This window comes from Variovorax soli (genome assembly GCF_031454625.1).
In the GTDB taxonomy this organism is placed as follows: Bacteria; Pseudomonadota; Gammaproteobacteria; order Burkholderiales; family Burkholderiaceae_C; genus Variovorax; species Variovorax soli_A.
Genome location: NZ_JAVDRF010000005.1, coordinates 32,125 through 45,629 on the forward strand (window position 1 = coordinate 32,125; position 13,505 = coordinate 45,629).

General features: G+C 69.0%; 16 protein-coding genes. 11 read left to right on the forward strand and 5 right to left on the reverse strand.

The features are described from left to right. Window positions 1–107: 107 nt before the first annotated feature. Window positions 108–1,019, reverse strand: a complete 912-nt coding sequence (locus tag J2739_RS12940) for a LysR family transcriptional regulator (RefSeq protein WP_309902214.1) — start codon at window positions 1,017–1,019, stop codon at window positions 108–110. Between the two features lie 129 nt (window positions 1,020–1,148). On the opposite strand from J2739_RS12940, the gene J2739_RS12945 reads away from it, so the two are divergent. From J2739_RS12945 to J2739_RS12955, 3 genes are all read left to right on the forward strand, one after another. Continuing rightward, window positions 1,149–2,132, forward strand: a complete 984-nt coding sequence (locus tag J2739_RS12945) for a Bug family tripartite tricarboxylate transporter substrate binding protein (RefSeq protein ID WP_309902216.1) — start codon at window positions 1,149–1,151, stop codon at window positions 2,130–2,132. Between the two features lie 2 nt (window positions 2,133–2,134). After that, window positions 2,135–3,691 carry an amidase gene (locus tag J2739_RS12950; RefSeq protein ID WP_309902218.1) on the forward strand — a complete coding sequence of 519 codons (1,557 nt, stop codon included), beginning with the start codon at window positions 2,135–2,137 and terminating at the stop codon, window positions 3,689–3,691. A gap of 222 nt (window positions 3,692–3,913) precedes the next feature. After that, window positions 3,914–4,672, forward strand: a complete 759-nt coding sequence (locus J2739_RS12955; RefSeq protein ID WP_309902220.1) for an MHYT domain-containing protein — start codon at window positions 3,914–3,916, stop codon at window positions 4,670–4,672. On the opposite strand, the gene J2739_RS12960 is transcribed toward J2739_RS12955, so the two are convergent. Then, entirely contained in the window at window positions 4,653–5,552 is a 900-nt protein-coding gene (locus J2739_RS12960) for a nucleotidyltransferase (protein ID WP_309902222.1), read from the reverse strand. The two genes, J2739_RS12955 and J2739_RS12960, sit on opposite strands and share 20 nt — an antisense overlap. 149 nt (window positions 5,553–5,701) lie before the next feature. Here J2739_RS12960 and J2739_RS12965 point away from each other — a divergent pair, with 149 nt between their 5' ends. After that, window positions 5,702–6,478, forward strand: coding sequence for a metallophosphoesterase family protein (locus tag J2739_RS12965; RefSeq protein WP_309902223.1), 777 nt, complete (start codon window positions 5,702–5,704; stop codon window positions 6,476–6,478). A gap of 33 nt (window positions 6,479–6,511) precedes the next feature. On the opposite strand, the gene J2739_RS12970 is transcribed toward J2739_RS12965, so the two are convergent. The 3 genes from J2739_RS12970 to flgA all read right to left on the reverse strand — a co-directional run bounded on the left by J2739_RS12970 (window position 6,512) and on the right by flgA (window position 8,040). Continuing rightward, window positions 6,512–6,970: a flagella synthesis protein FlgN gene (locus J2739_RS12970; RefSeq protein ID WP_309902225.1), complete on the reverse strand. Its 459-nt coding sequence runs from the start codon at window positions 6,968–6,970 to the stop codon at window positions 6,512–6,514. An 8-nt stretch (window positions 6,971–6,978) separates the two neighbouring features. Further along, complete coding sequence (gene flgM, locus J2739_RS12975; RefSeq protein WP_309902227.1) at window positions 6,979–7,275, reverse strand: flagellar biosynthesis anti-sigma factor FlgM; 297 nt, start codon at window positions 7,273–7,275, stop codon at window positions 6,979–6,981. A gap of 63 nt (window positions 7,276–7,338) precedes the next feature. Continuing rightward, window positions 7,339–8,040, reverse strand: a complete 702-nt coding sequence (gene flgA / locus J2739_RS12980; protein WP_309902229.1) for a flagellar basal body P-ring formation chaperone FlgA — start codon at window positions 8,038–8,040, stop codon at window positions 7,339–7,341. A 170-nt stretch (window positions 8,041–8,210) separates the two neighbouring features. Here flgA and flgB point away from each other — a divergent pair, with 170 nt between their 5' ends. The 7 genes from flgB (at window position 8,211) to J2739_RS13015 (ending at window position 13,318) form a co-directional block, all read left to right on the forward strand. Continuing rightward, entirely contained in the window at window positions 8,211–8,618 is a 408-nt protein-coding gene (gene flgB / locus J2739_RS12985) for a flagellar basal body rod protein FlgB (RefSeq protein ID WP_309902231.1), read from the forward strand. Window positions 8,619–8,628: 10 nt separating this feature from the next. After that, entirely contained in the window at window positions 8,629–9,045 is a 417-nt protein-coding gene (flgC, locus tag J2739_RS12990; RefSeq protein ID WP_309902233.1) for a flagellar basal body rod protein FlgC, read from the forward strand. 26 nt (window positions 9,046–9,071) lie between these two features. Then, on the forward strand, window positions 9,072–9,761 hold the full coding sequence (locus J2739_RS12995; RefSeq protein ID WP_309902235.1) for a flagellar hook assembly protein FlgD: 690 nt from the start codon (window positions 9,072–9,074) through the stop codon (window positions 9,759–9,761). 70 nt (window positions 9,762–9,831) lie between these two features. After that, complete coding sequence (gene flgE, locus J2739_RS13000; RefSeq protein ID WP_309902237.1) at window positions 9,832–11,043, forward strand: flagellar hook protein FlgE; 1,212 nt, start codon at window positions 9,832–9,834, stop codon at window positions 11,041–11,043. A gap of 22 nt (window positions 11,044–11,065) precedes the next feature. Then, complete coding sequence (gene flgF, locus J2739_RS13005; protein ID WP_309902239.1) at window positions 11,066–11,812, forward strand: flagellar basal-body rod protein FlgF; 747 nt, start codon at window positions 11,066–11,068, stop codon at window positions 11,810–11,812. Between the two features lie 34 nt (window positions 11,813–11,846). Further along, window positions 11,847–12,629 carry a flagellar basal-body rod protein FlgG gene (flgG, locus tag J2739_RS13010; protein ID WP_309902241.1) on the forward strand — a complete coding sequence of 261 codons (783 nt, stop codon included), beginning with the start codon at window positions 11,847–11,849 and terminating at the stop codon, window positions 12,627–12,629. Beyond that, on the forward strand, window positions 12,629–13,318 hold the full coding sequence (locus J2739_RS13015) for a flagellar basal body L-ring protein FlgH (RefSeq protein WP_309902243.1): 690 nt from the start codon (window positions 12,629–12,631) through the stop codon (window positions 13,316–13,318). The genes flgG and J2739_RS13015 overlap by 1 nt, the downstream gene beginning before the upstream one ends. The last annotated feature ends 187 nt before the right edge of the window (window positions 13,319–13,505 follow it).

Here is a 13,505-nt window from a genome sequence, read left to right on the forward strand (position 1 = left end):
CCGGCGGGCGGCCGTTATTGTCGCGTCTGCACCGCGACGGCCGCGCGTGCCAGCCGCGCAATTATTCGATTTCTCGATTGCGGCAGCGGCAATCGTCGGCAGCCTGCTCATGCCGCCTCGATCGCCTCGGTCAGGAAATGCACGAAGCCCTTGGCGGCGTCCGACAGGGCCCGGCCGGCGAGCGTCTCGACCTCCAGATAGCGTTCGTTCATTTCCCGATCGCGCAGCGGAACCGCCACCACCGTCTTGGCAAGAAGCCGTGTCCGCACGGACAGCTCGCCGTAGAAGGCGATGCAGTCGCGCGCCGCGGCCGCGAAGCTCACCAGCGCGTCGGCGTGGTTGCTCGTCATGGCGGTCCGGTACTGCAAGCCTTGCCGGCTGCAGCTGATGTCGAGCAATTGCCGGACCGAGCTGTTGGGCAGCGGCAGCGCCAGCGGATACGCGGTGACTTGGCTGAGGGACAGCTGGCGCTGCCGGGCCAGCGGGTGCTCGCGGGACATGACGGCCAGGATGGGGCTGGGATGGCGCAGCTCCAGCTGGATGCCGGGCTCGGGCACCGAGCTCAGCGTCACCCCCACGTCCGCCTCGCCATCGCGGATGCGACGCGGGATGTCGCTGCGGCCGCAGACCTCGAGGTGGAAGCGGATGCCGTCGTACTTCTCGCGGAAGCGGGCGATGAGCGTGGGGATGAAGTCGAAAGCGAAGCCCTCGGCGCTGACCACGCGCACGAAGCCGCTGCGCAGGCCCCGCAGGGCGGAGATGTCGTTCAGCACCCGTTCGTTGTCCTGCTGCATCCGCTTCGCGTGCGCCGCAAGCAGTTCCCCGGCGGCATTGGGCACCATGCCCCTTGCATGGCGCTCGAACAGCAGGCTGTTCATCTCGCGCTCGAGGCGCGCCACCTGGCGGCTGACCGCCGACGGCGCCACGTTCAGCTTCAGGGCGGCTTCCTTGATCGAGCCGGTCCGCACGACTTCGAGGAAGTAGCGCACGGCGGTCTCCTGCAGCAAATGGCCGGCCATGGGTCTGAGTTGCGATTTCGGCAATGAAAGATTCTAAACATCGCGCTTGTAGCAATCGTGTGCCACTCCTACGATCGAGTGGCCGCCGGCGTGCGGCGCTTCCTTCCACCTCTTACCTGCAAAAGCCCGATGAAGATCCTTTCAGCCCTGGCCGGCCTTGCGCTGGCGTCCTGCGCCGGCCTGATCGGCGCGCAAGCCATCGCCGCCGAGGGCGACTATCCGTCGCGGCCCGTCACCCTGGTCATCCCCTACCCGCCGGGCGGCGCGACGGACGTGCTGGGGCGCGTCATCGGCGCCCGCCTGGGCAAGGAGCTGGGCCAGCCGGTGGTGATCGACAACCGTGCCGGCGCAGCGACGATCATCGGCGCGACCTACGTCGCCAAGGCCGCGCCGGACGGCTACACGCTGCTGGTGAGCTCGGGCACCACCTTCACGGTCAACCCGGCCATCCGCAGCAACCTGCCCTACGACCCCGTCAAGGGCTTCGATCCGATCGGGATCGCGGGCCGGACCCCGCTCATCCTGCTCGCGAACAAGGACGTCCCGGTCCAGACCTTCAAGCAGTTCGTCGACTACGTGAAGGCCTCTCCGGGCAAGTACGCCTACGGCTCCTTCGGCAGCGGCACCACCGCGCAGTTCGCCGGCGAGACCCTGCTGAACGCCGCCGGACTGAAGATGACGCACGTCCCCTACAAGGGCAGCGCGCCGGCCATGACCGATCTCATCGGCGGGCAGATTCCGTTCAGTGTCGACACGGTGACCGCGGCCATTCCGCAGCTCGCCGGCGGCAAGGTGAAGGCGATCGTGGTGACCACCGCCAAGCGCTCGGCGCTGCTGCCCAACGTGCCCGCCATGGCCGAGAGCGGCTATCCCGGCATCGACATGGACACCTGGCTGATCGTCGCCGGCCCCAAGGGCCTGCCGCCCGCCGTCAAGGCGCGGCTCGAGAAGGCACTGGCCACGGCCATCGCCGATCCGGACACGCGCTCGAAACTGGTGGCGGCGGGACTGGAGCCGGCCTACAGCAATGCCGCCGCGGCCAGCGATCTGATCAACAAGGAGCTGCCGCTGATGCGTGCGGTGGCGATCCGTTCCAACATCACCGCAGATTGAACATGGCCCTGTCCGCGCATCGCGCCGCTGCCGGCGAACTCGTCGAGACCTCCGCGGTCGAGCTGCGCCGCCTCATCGGCACCAAGGCGCTGTCGCCGGTGGAACTGCTGGAAGCCTGCATCGCCCGCATCGAACGGGTGAACCCCTTCGTGAACGCAGTCACCGCCACGTGCTTCGAGCGCGCGCGTGCCGAGGCGCGCGCCGCGGAGGACGCCGTGATGGCCGGGGACCCGCTCGGGCTGCTCCACGGCTTGCCCCTGGGCGTGAAGGATCTGGAGCCGACGCAGGGCCTGCTCACCACCTGGGGCTCGCCCCTGTTCCGCAACCACGTGCCGGCCGAGGACATCGAGCTGGTGGCGCGCCTGCGCCGCGCCGGCGCCATCGTCACCGGCAAGACCAACGTCCCCGAGATGGGCGCGGGGGCCAACTCGCGCAACGAGGTGTGGGGCGCGACCGGCAACCCCTTCGATCCGAACCTCAATGCCGGCGGCTCCTCCGGGGGCTCCGCGGCCGCGCTGGCCTGCGACATGCTGCCGGTCTGCACCGGCTCCGACACCGGCGGATCGCTTCGCATCCCCGCCGCCAAGTGCGGCGTGGTGGGCTTCAGGCCGTCGCCCGGCGTCGTTCCCAGCGTGCGCAAGCTGCTGGGCTGGACCTCGATCTCGGTGGTCGGTCCGATGGGCCGCACCGTCGAGGATGCCTGCCTGCAGATGGCCGCATCGGCGGGCATGCACGCCGGAGATCCGCTGAGCTATCCGCTGGACGCGCTGTCCTTCCGCAAGCCGGCCGAGGTCGACCTGAGCCGACTGCGCGTGGCCTGGACGGAAGACTTCGGCGCCTGCGCCGTGGACGAGAACATCCGCGCCACCTTCCGCCGCAAGATCGAGCGCATGCGGCACCTCTTCCGGCGCTGCGACGAGATCAAGCTCGACCTCGGCGACGTTCACCGGTGCTTCGACGTGCTGCGCGCCGAGGCCTTCGTCGCGGGCATGCAGGCCGCGTACGAGAAAGACCCGAACAGCCTGGGCCCCAACTCGCGCGCCAACTACGAGCTGGGCGCGCGCATGAGCCTGCTCGACAGCGCCTGGGCCCAGGCCGAGCAGACCCGCCTGATCCGCAAGTTCCAGGATGTCTTCGCCGACGTCGACCTGATCCTGTCGCCGACCACGCCCGTCTCGCCCTTCCCGTGGACGCAGCCGTACGCGGACACCATCAACGGCGAAAAGCAGGAGAACTACTACCGCTGGCTGGCGTTGACCTACGTGGTCACGCTGGTGACGCATCCCTCGCTCTCGCTGCCCTGCGGCCTCGATCACGCGGGCATGCCTTTCGGCCTGCAGATCGTCGGGGGCTTCAGGTCGGACCACCAGGTCCTCGGGGCCGCGCACGCGATGGAGCGCGCGTTCGCGTCCAGCACCGAGCTTTGCCGCCCGCGCCCGGACCTGGAGGCGCTCATGAAGTCACAGCCGCAGCCGCCACTGCGGTCCATCGTGACCGCCGCACCCGATGCGCAGGCGGCGGCGAGCGCTCCGGATTCGGGTTCGATGTCGGCGGTGTAGCGGCGCGCTGCGCTGTTTCCCGATCCGGCCAGGGCGCGGAATCGCCACACACGCCGGCCGGCGGAAGGCCAACAAATGCACGGTTCCCCGCGCGAGCTGGCTGCGCGGCAGCGGCGCGTTCCGGCCTGAACCGTACGATGGAGAAGGATCACGCGGCGAGCCCGCGAATCCGGAAGTGGCATCCGGTGTCACCCCCGCGCAAAAAAAGCAAGAAGGAACGCCATGGACCCCGTCGTCGGCCAATTGCTGTCCCCGCGCTATGAACCTGGAATCGTCGCGCTGTCGTTCGTGATCTCCTTCTTCGGCTCGCTGCTGGCGCTGCTGTGCGCTCATAAGCTGGTGCGCAGGGACGGCACGCTCGACCTGTCCATGCTGGCCTGCGGCGCAGTGGCGCTGGGCGGCATCGGCATCTGGTCCATGCACTTCATCGGCATGGCCGCGTACAGGCTGCCCGTGCCGATCGCCTACGACGTGCCGCTGACGGCCCTGTCGCTGGTCGCAGCGATCCTGATCTCGGGCATCGCCCTCTACCTGGCCGGCGGCAAGCGCTTCACCCGCGGCGGCTGGCTGGCCGGCAGCCTGCTCGCGGGCCTCGGCGTGTGCGTGATGCACTACCTCGGCATGTTCGCCATGAACATGCGTGCCAGCATGGATTTCGACCTGCTCGTCGTGGCCGCCTCGGTCGCGATCGCCATCGGCGCGGCAGCGACGGCACTGTGGCTGGCCTTCAACCTCACGGAGCTGGCGCACCAATTCTTCGCGGCTGCAGTGATGGGGATGGCCGTGTGCGCCATGCACTACACCGGCATGACGGCGGCCACCGTGGTCTGCGCCGGCGCCGCGCCCGCGGCCGCCTACCTGGTGGGCGACGGCAACATGGGACTGGCCGTTTTCAACACGGCGTCCGTCGCGCTGATCTTCATCTTCAGCAGGATCGAGATCGACGACTGGCTCGACCACGTCAAGGCAAGGGGCCAATGATCGGCGCCTGGCGCAATGCGTCCGTGGCCGCCGGGGGTTCCGGCGCACGGGCTTCTGACTTCCTGGCCTGGATGTCGCCGGTCCAGGCCGCCACGTCCTGGGCCGTCATGGTGCTCGCGGGGGTGAGGCGCCCGTCCACGTAGCCCAGTTGCTCGATGTCGTGCAGGTACTGCTCGCGCGACAGCAGGGTGCCCGCGCACACGTTCTCGTTCGACGCCGCCGGCTCGCGCATTTCATCGCCCAGGCGCTGCAACAAGTCGGCAAGCACCCAGCCGGGGATGCGATGACGCTCGCCCGGATAGATATAGCCGAACAGGGTCAGGTGGGCCAGCAGGACCCGCCAGTGCGGCCCGAAGCGCTCCAGCAGGCCGGACCAGTCCAGCTGCTCTGCGCAGGCCTGCAGCACGTGAGCGATGTCGCCGCCATCGTAGCGTTCGCGCTCCATGATGAAGGCCTTCGACAGCAGGCTGTCCTCCACGTTGACGACGCGCACCGGCACGCCGAGGACCTCGGCGCGGCAGTTGCCCTGGAACCAGCGCTCGTCCACGGGCATCAGGCCGTTGCCGGAGTTGAAGATCAGGTCGATGAACTCCGGCCCCTCGTACACCTTGGCCAGCCAGTGCGGATGGCTCAATGCCGCGCGCCAGCCGTGCTGCTGCATCAACAGCGCGATCCGCTCATAGTCCTGGCGGCGGATGAACAGGTCCAGGTCCTTCGTCGAGCGGCGAATGCCGGTGTAGCAAGCATGGGCGAAGCTTCCGCCCACCAGGAAGGGGATGCCCGCATCGTTCAGGGCGTGCAGGGCCTGGCGGTAGAAGTCGGCCACGCGGGGTTCGACCTCTTCTCCCAGCGACGCAGCACGAACGGTGAAGGGTGCCATGCGTGCAAGGTAGAAGCAGCCGACAGGCGTCAGCACAAGGCAATCGGCCCCATGCCCGTCGGCAAGCGCCTACAGTCGCTGCGGGATGAGGCCGATGACGCCGAATGGCGAAGGCGCCCATTCTGGCGCTCCCCCTCCCTCGAATCGCCATGCCCAATCCGAAGTCATCCTCCCACATCCGGTTCGCCGCGGTCGGCGACATCCATGTCCAGAAGGACTCCGCCGGCACGCTGCGCAACTTCTTCGCCCAGGCCGCCGACGCGGCCGATGCGCTGCTGCTGTGCGGCGACCTGACCGACTACGGCACGCGCGAGGAGGCGAGGATCCTGGTCGAGGAACTGGGCGCCATCAACATCCCCGTCGTCGCCGTGCTGGGCAACCACGACTACGAGTCCGGCACGCCCGAAGTGGTGACCGAGGCGCTGACGCACGCCGGCGTTCATGTGCTCGATGGCTCCGCCTGCGAGATCCACGGCGTGGGCATCGCCGGCGTGAAGGGCTTCGCCGGCGGCTTCGGACGCGGGTCGCTGGGCGCCTGGGGCGAGCCGGCGATCAAGCTGTTCGTGCAGGAGGCGCTGAACGAGGCGATGAAGCTGGAGTCGGCGCTGGCCAAGCTGCGCACCCGGCGCCGCATCGCGCTGCTGCACTACGCGCCCATCGTCGGCACCGTGCAAGGCGAGCCGGTGGAGATCTTCCCCTTCCTCGGCAGCAGCCGGCTGGAGGAGCCGCTGTTGCGCTATGCGATGGATGCGGTGTTCCACGGCCATGCGCACCGCGGTACCCTGGAAGCGCGCACCATGAACGGCGTGCCGGTCTACAACGTCGCCAAACCCCTGCTGCAGCGTAGCCGGCCCGACGTGCCGCCTTTCTTTCTGTACGAGCTGCCGCGCGAGCCGGTCGAGGAAGGCGAACTGGCGGCGACCTAGGCCGCGCGTTGCGCGCGATGCTTGCGCCTTCGTCTACCCCAGCGCCAGCCGCGTGCCCGTCCCGCTCACCGCCTTGCGGATTCCGTCCGGCCCATAGAAGAGCGGGGCCGCCGCCTGCAGGTAATGCAGCGCGTTTCGCGTGAAGTCGAGATGGCCGTGGACCATGGCGCCGTTGCGGCGGTTGCCCGTCTTGGCGCTGTCGGCCAGTTGCAGCAGCGCAGCCCACGCTTCCTGCGCGGTGGCACCGGCGGCCGCGGCTGCGGCATCGGCACCTGTGCGGCCGGGTTCGAAGCCCATGGCGACCTGGGCCGCTTCGCGGGCGCGGTCCAGCGCGGTCATGCGGTCGAGGAGGGCGGCCTTGTGCGCGGTCAGAGGCGCCAGGTCAGCGAACAGGCCGTCGTGCATGGCTTGTTCCTCCCGCGCCAGCAGGCCGAGGAATTCTTCCACGCAGGCCTTCTCGGCCAGCAGGTGGGGCAGCAGCATCGCGCTCATCTTTTTTTTCAGCGCTCGTCCTTGCCGCCGAGGAGCTCGTGCACGCTCTTGAGCAGGCCGCTGGCGATGCGCTCGGGATGGACCTCGTAGCGGCCGGCGCGGATGTCCTCCCGGATCGCGGCGACGCGCGCCGCATCGAAGTCGGCGTTCGGGCCGCTGGGCAGCGAATGCACCTGGGCCGAGGACAGCTGCACCGCGTCCTTGGCCTGTTCGGTGGCGCCGGCGCCTGCGGCGGGCTGGGCCTTGGCGCTCTTGCCGGCGCGGGAGAGGGGTGTGGCCGAGGAGGCGGGTGGGTCGATTTTCAAGATGGTTCCTCAAAGGGCTGATCGCTTTATCGGCAGTCCACGCCCGAACTTTAGGGTCGCATGCTACTGCGCCAGCCGGATCTGGCCTTCCTCGTCGGCCACCCCGCTGACCAGCCGGCCGTCGCGGGTCTTGGCCTGCACGGTGGCGCCGATCTCGGCGCGGTTCAGGGCGCGTGCCTCGGTGCTGACGCTGAAGCCCGGCCCGCCGGCGACCACCTGCACGGTCTGGCCCTGCTGGATCACGACCGTGCCGCGCAGCTGCTCGCGCCGCAGCGGCGCGCCGGGGGCGAGGCGGTTGGCGGCCACCATGCCCTTGAGCTCGGCCGGGTCGACCAGCACCGACTTCGGCAGTGCCGTCAGGTCGCCCGTGCGCGCCGCCACGTCGCCGGCGCCCAGGGGCCTGCCGGCCTCGATGGCACGGGCCGCCACCAGGTAGCGGCCTTCGAGCGCGACGTGGGCCTGCACGTAGCGCGTCCAGGGCCGCTCGCCCGGGCAGCGCAGGCCGACGGAGACCCGGCCCCAGGCCGAGGCGCCGTTCGGCAAGAAGGCTTCGAGCGCTTCGCAGTCCGGCAGCGCCGAAGACGGCAGCGTCACCCGGATGCGGGCCTGGCCCGGCAGCCCGGCGGTCTGTGTCTTCAGGAACTGCTCGACCACGCCGCGCGCATCGCCGCCGCCGGCCGGCTCGGCCAGACAGGCCGCGGCGCCCAGGGTCGCGGCCAGCACGATCGGGAGAAAGCGAAGGGAAGAGCGGGTCGTGTCCATCATCGGTGTATCGGCCCACGGAATTCTAGGAAGCCGGCGCGCTGCACCAAGGTGCGAAGTGCACGCCAAATGCCCCTTTGTTCGGCCCATTGCCGAAGCGGGCCGTGCATAGACTCGCTTTCCATCTGTCGCCACGCCTTCCCCGGGCCGCGACGCCAACCGATGGAGCCCTCATGATCGACAAGCTGGATGCCGCGCTTCGATTCAGCCGCGAAGCCCTGAATCTCCGGGCCCAGCGCCAGGAAGTGCTGGCCGCCAACATCGCCCACGCCGACACGCCCAACTACAAGGCGCGCGACTTCGACTTCGCGAGCCGGCTCACGCAAGCCGTGGCGCAGGGCCGCGGCGGCGCCTCGATGAGCATGGCCACCACCTCGGCGCGCCACCTGCAGGGCGAAGCCTCGGCGATGCCCGATGCCGATCTGCTCTACCGCATGCCGGCGCAGTCCAGCATCGACGGCAACACCGTCGAGATGGATGCCGAGCGCATCGCCTTCGCCGACAACGCGCTGCGCTACGAAGCCAACCTCACGGTCATGAGCGCCAAGATCAAGTCGCTGCTGGCGGCGGCGCAGCAATAAGGAGCCGACGATGCCCTTGTCCGGCGCTTCCATGAACATCTTCGACATCGCCGGCTCGGCGATGGCCGCGCAGTCGCAGCGCATGAACGTGACCGCGAGCAACCTCGCCAACGCCGAGAGCGTGGCCGGGCCCGACGGCCAGCCCTACCGCGCCAAGCAGGTCATGTTCGAGGTCGCGGCCTCGGGCCGGCAGGACATCGGCGGCGTGAGAGTCGCCGGCGTGGTCGAGGACGGCTCGCCCGCCAGGATGGTCTACGACCCCAAGAGCCCGCACGCCAACGCGCAAGGCTACGTGAGCATGCCCAACGTGAACGTGGTCGAGGAGATGACCAACATGATCTCCGCCTCGCGCAGCTACCAGGCCAACGTGGAAGTGCTCAACACCGCCAAGACGCTGATGGTCAAGACGCTCTCCGTCGGCCAGTGATCCCCACAACAAGCAATCCCCCCGCCATGGCCATCAACGACGCCCTTTCTTCCCTCACCGGCACGAGCACGAGCTCAGGCAGCAGCACCACCAGCGGCGTCGGCGGTTCCGACAACGAGCAGCGCTTCCTCAAGCTGCTGGTGACGCAGCTCAACAACCAGGACCCGCTCAACCCGATGCAGAACGCCGAGCTCACCTCGCAGCTCGCGCAGATGAGCACCGTCAGCGGCATCGAGAAGCTCAACAGCACGCTGTCCGGCCTGGTCAGCCAGACCGGCAGCAACCAGGTGCTGCAGGCCGCCTCGCTGATCGGCTACAACGTGCTGTCGCCCGGCAACCAGCTCGCCACCACCGCGCCGAAAGACGGCGAGGCGCCGGCGGCGGTGCCCTTCGCCGTGCAGCTGCCCGGCACGGCCGGCGACGTGCAGGTCAAGATCGTCGACGCCGCGGGGCACACCGTGCGCACCCTCGAGCTGGGCTCCCTGGCCGAGGGCGTCAACGCCGTCAGCTGGGACGGCAAGGCCGACGACGGCTCGGCGGTGCCTGCCGGCAGCTACAGCTTCACCGTGGCCGCCAGTAACGACGGCAGCGCCGTCCAGGCCACAGCGCTCACCTTCGCGCAGGTGGCCGCCGTCAAGCAGGGCACCCACGGCGTCACGCTGGAGCTGGCCAACGGCCGCAGCATCAGCCTCGACGACGTGCGGATGTACCTCTGAACGCTTCTCCCCGGGCCTCCCGCTTCGACGCAGGGGCCGCATCACCCACGCATCGCAACAAGGATCGATCATGAGTTTCTCCCAGGGCATCAGCGGCCTGAACGTGGCCGCTGCCAACCTCGACGTCATCGGCAACAACATCGCGAACTCGGGCACGGTGGGCTACAAGTCGGCGGCCGCCACCTTCCAGGACATCTATGCCGGCTCGCGCATCGGCCTGGGTGCCTCGGTCTCGGGCGTGGTGCAGAACTTCACGCAGGGCGTCACGCAGACCAGCAGCCGCCCGCTCGACGTGGCGATCCAGAACGGCGACGGCTTCTTCCGCCTCTCCAGCCCCAGCGGCGAGGTGGCCTACTCGCGCAACGGGCAGTTCACCCGCGACAAGGACGGCTACATCGTCAACAGCCAGGGCCTGCGCCTCACCGGCTACGGCGTGACGGCGGCGGGCGGCCTCTCCGGCGGCACGCCCACCACGCTGCAGGTGCAGACCAGCTCGATGAACCCCAACGCCACCACCAGCGTGGAGGCCGAGTTCAACCTCGACTCGCGCCTGCCCGTACCGAGCAAGACGCCCTTCGACGCCACCGACTCCGCCACCTTCAACTACTCCAACTCGATCGGCCCGGTGTACGACTCGCTGGGCAACCCGCACGAGCTCACCGCCTATTTCGTGAAGACCGGGGCCAACGCGTGGGACGCTTACGCCCAGGCCGACGGCGCGGCGATCGGCGCCGGCGCCATCACCAGCCTCGGCTTCGACAACAACGGCAACCTGACCACGCCCGCCGGTGGCACCTTCAACATCGCCGGCCTGAACTTCGCCAACGGCTCCGCCGCGGTGAACATGGCGGTCGACCTTTCGGGCACCACGCAGTTCGGCAACGCCAACGGCATGAACAAGCTGTCGCAGGACGGCTACACCTCCGGCACGCTCACCTCCTTCTCGATCAACCCCGACGGCACCATCACCGGCAAGTTCTCCAACGAGCAGACCAAGCTGATGGGGCAGGTGGTGCTGTCCAGCTTTGCCAACCCGAACGGCCTGGAGCCCAAGGGCGGCAACGTCTGGGGCGAGACCCAGGCCTCGGGCCCGGCACTCACCGGCACACCGGGCGAAGGCACCAAGCAGGGCTCGCTCGAATCGGGCGCGCTGGAGTCGTCCAACGTGGACCTCACCTCCGAGCTGGTGAACCTGATCGTCGCCCAGCGCAGCTACCAGGCCAATGCGCAGACGGTGAAGACGCAGGACCAGGTGGTCCAGACGCTGATCAACATCCGCTGAGCGGCACGAGGAGTAGCACCCAGTGGACCGCATGCTCTATGTCGCCATGAGCGGCGCCAAGCAGGCCATGGAACAGCAGGCCTCGGTCGCCAACAACATGGCGAACGTCTCGACGCCGGGCTTTCGCGCGCAGGTCAACAGCTTCCGCGCGGTGCCGGTGGTGGGAGGCGACGAGCCGTCCACCCGCGCCTTCGTGGTCGCCACCACGCCGGGCGCCGACTTCAGCCCCGGCCCGCTGACGCAGACCGGCCGCGACCTCGACGTCGCGGTGCACGGCGACGGCTGGCTGGTGGTGCAGACGTCCGACGGCGGCGAGGCCTACACCCGCGTGGGCAACCTGCAGGTCGGCGCCGACGGCCAGCTGCTGACCATGGGCGCGCGCCCGGTGGTAGGCGAGGGCGGCGCACTGGTGCTGCCGCCCGGCGCCAAGGTGCAGATCGCCTCCAACGGCGCCATCACGGCGCGTGGCGCCGGCGATCCGCTGGTGGGCGTGGCCGAGGTCGGCCGGCTCAAGCTGGTCAACCCGCCAACCACCGACCTGGTGCGTGGCGACGACGGCCTGTTCCGCATGCGCGACGGCCTGCCGCCGGCCGAGGCCGATGCGGCCGTCACGGTCGCGAGCGGCGTGGTCGAAGGCAGCAACGTCAACCCGGTCGAGGCCATGGTTTCGATGATCGCGCAGGCGCGCAGCTTCGAGATGCAGATGAAGTCGATGCAGACCGCCAACGAGAACGCGCAATCGGCCAACAAGCTGCTGGCCTACGGCTGATCCCCCATTCGACAGACACAAGGACTCCTCCGCCATGATGCGCTCGCTCTATATCGCCAAGACCGGCCTCGATGCCCAGCAGACCCAGCTGGACGTGGTCTCCAACAACCTGGCCAACGTCGGCACCACCGGCTTCAAGCGCAGCCGCGCGGTGTTCGAGGACCTGATGTACCAGAACCTGCGCCAGGTCGGCGGCCAGACCTCCGACCAGACGCGCCTGCCCTCGGGCCTGCAGGTCGGCACCGGCGTGCACGTGGTGGCCACCGAGCGCATCCATGCGCAGGGCAACATGACCAAGACCGACAACCCGAAGGACGTGGCGATCAACGGCGCCGGCTTCTTCCAGGTGCTGATGCCCGACGGCACCACCTCGTACACACGCGACGGCTCCTTCCAGACCGACAAGGACGGCCAGCTGGTGACCGCCAGCGGCTTTCCGGTGCAGCCGGCCATCACCATCCCCCAGAACGCCACCAGCATGACGATCGGCCGCGACGGCATGGTCTCGGTCACGCAGGCCGGCAGCACCGCGACCGTGCAGGTCGGGCAGCTTCAGCTGGCGACCTTCCTCAACCCCGCCGGCTTGCAGAGCGTGGGCGAGAACCTCTACGCCGAGACCGACTCCTCCGGCGCGCCCAACCAGCTCAACCCGGGCCTCGAAGGCGCGGGCATCCTGAGCCAGGGCTACGTGGAGGCCTCGAACGTCAACGTGGTGGAAGAGCTGGTCAACATGATCGCGACACAGCGCGCCTACGAGATCAACAGCAAGGCCGTGCAGACCTCCGACCAGATGCTGCAGCGCCTGGCCCAGCTGTGATGGACCGCGCACGCCTTCGTCGTTTTGTTACCGGCGCGCTGGCGGCCCTGCTCGCCGCCGGCTGCGCGCAGATCCCGCGCGAGCCGCTGGTGCACCAGCCGATGACCGCGCGCGCCAATGCCTATGCGCCGCTGCCGGCGCCGCGTGCCACCGGTGCGATCTTCCGCGACGGGCCGGGCGGCAATGCGCTGTTCGAGGACCGGCGGCCGCGCAACATCGGAGACATCCTGACCATCGTCATCAGCGAGAAGGTCAATGCGAGCAAGAACTCGGGCGCCAGCGCGAGCCGCTCGGGCAGCCTCACGGCCGCCTTTCCGACGATTCCCAAGCTGCTGGGCGGGCTGCTGGACGACCAGGACGCCAAGCTGTCGGGCAACAACATCCTCAACGCCAAGGGCGGGGCCAACGCCAACAACACCTTCAACGGCGTCATCACCGTCACCGTGGTGGACGTGATGCCCAACGGCAACCTGCTGGTGTCCGGCGAAAAGCAGATGGGCATCAACCAGGGCACCGAGTTCATCCGCTTTTCGGGCGTGGTCAACCCGCGCACCGTGTCCGGCAGCAACACCGTGCCCTCCACGCTGGTGGCCGATGCACGCATCGAGTACACGGCCAAGGGCTACATCGACGAGGCGCAGCACATGGGCTGGATGCAGCGCTTCTTTCTCAACGTGATGCCTTTCTGATGGCTCTCCCCCAGGTTGGCTCACTTCGTGTAGCCGCCCAACGTGCCGCGGCGCAGAGGCCTTGGCTCTTCGGGCCGTCCAAGCCTGCGCGGGCAGGCTTGGAGCCGCGGCCCTCAGCCCTCACCGGGGGCGACACCAGCGGCCCGGCAAAGCCGGTTCCGCGGTGTCCCCCGAACGCGGCCCGTTC

Bases quoted from the DNA above. Each gene is read 5' to 3' on its own strand.
- J2739_RS12965 (WP_309902223.1), top strand. From the start codon at position 5,702: ATGCCCAATCCGAAGTCATCCTCCCACATCCGGTTCGCCGCGGTCGGC.
- J2739_RS12955 (WP_309902220.1), top strand. From the start codon at position 3,914: ATGGACCCCGTCGTCGGCCAATTGCTGTCCCCGCGCTATGAACCTGGA.
- J2739_RS12950 (WP_309902218.1), top strand. From the start codon at position 2,135: ATGGCCCTGTCCGCGCATCGCGCCGCTGCCGGCGAACTCGTCGAGACC.
- flgG (WP_309902241.1), top strand. From the start codon at position 11,847: ATGATGCGCTCGCTCTATATCGCCAAGACCGGCCTCGATGCCCAGCAG.
- flgC (WP_309902233.1), top strand. From the start codon at position 8,629: ATGCCCTTGTCCGGCGCTTCCATGAACATCTTCGACATCGCCGGCTCG.
- J2739_RS12970 (WP_309902225.1), bottom strand. From the start codon at position 6,970: ATGAGCGCGATGCTGCTGCCCCACCTGCTGGCCGAGAAGGCCTGCGTG.
- J2739_RS12995 (WP_309902235.1), top strand. From the start codon at position 9,072: ATGGCCATCAACGACGCCCTTTCTTCCCTCACCGGCACGAGCACGAGC.
- flgA (WP_309902229.1), bottom strand. From the start codon at position 8,040: ATGATGGACACGACCCGCTCTTCCCTTCGCTTTCTCCCGATCGTGCTG.
- flgE (WP_309902237.1), top strand. From the start codon at position 9,832: ATGAGTTTCTCCCAGGGCATCAGCGGCCTGAACGTGGCCGCTGCCAAC.
- J2739_RS12940 (WP_309902214.1), bottom strand. From the start codon at position 1,019: ATGGCCGGCCATTTGCTGCAGGAGACCGCCGTGCGCTACTTCCTCGAA.
- J2739_RS13015 (WP_309902243.1), top strand. From the start codon at position 12,629: ATGGACCGCGCACGCCTTCGTCGTTTTGTTACCGGCGCGCTGGCGGCC.
- flgB (WP_309902231.1), top strand. From the start codon at position 8,211: ATGATCGACAAGCTGGATGCCGCGCTTCGATTCAGCCGCGAAGCCCTG.
- J2739_RS12945 (WP_309902216.1), top strand. From the start codon at position 1,149: ATGAAGATCCTTTCAGCCCTGGCCGGCCTTGCGCTGGCGTCCTGCGCC.
- J2739_RS12960 (WP_309902222.1), bottom strand. From the start codon at position 5,552: ATGGCACCCTTCACCGTTCGTGCTGCGTCGCTGGGAGAAGAGGTCGAA.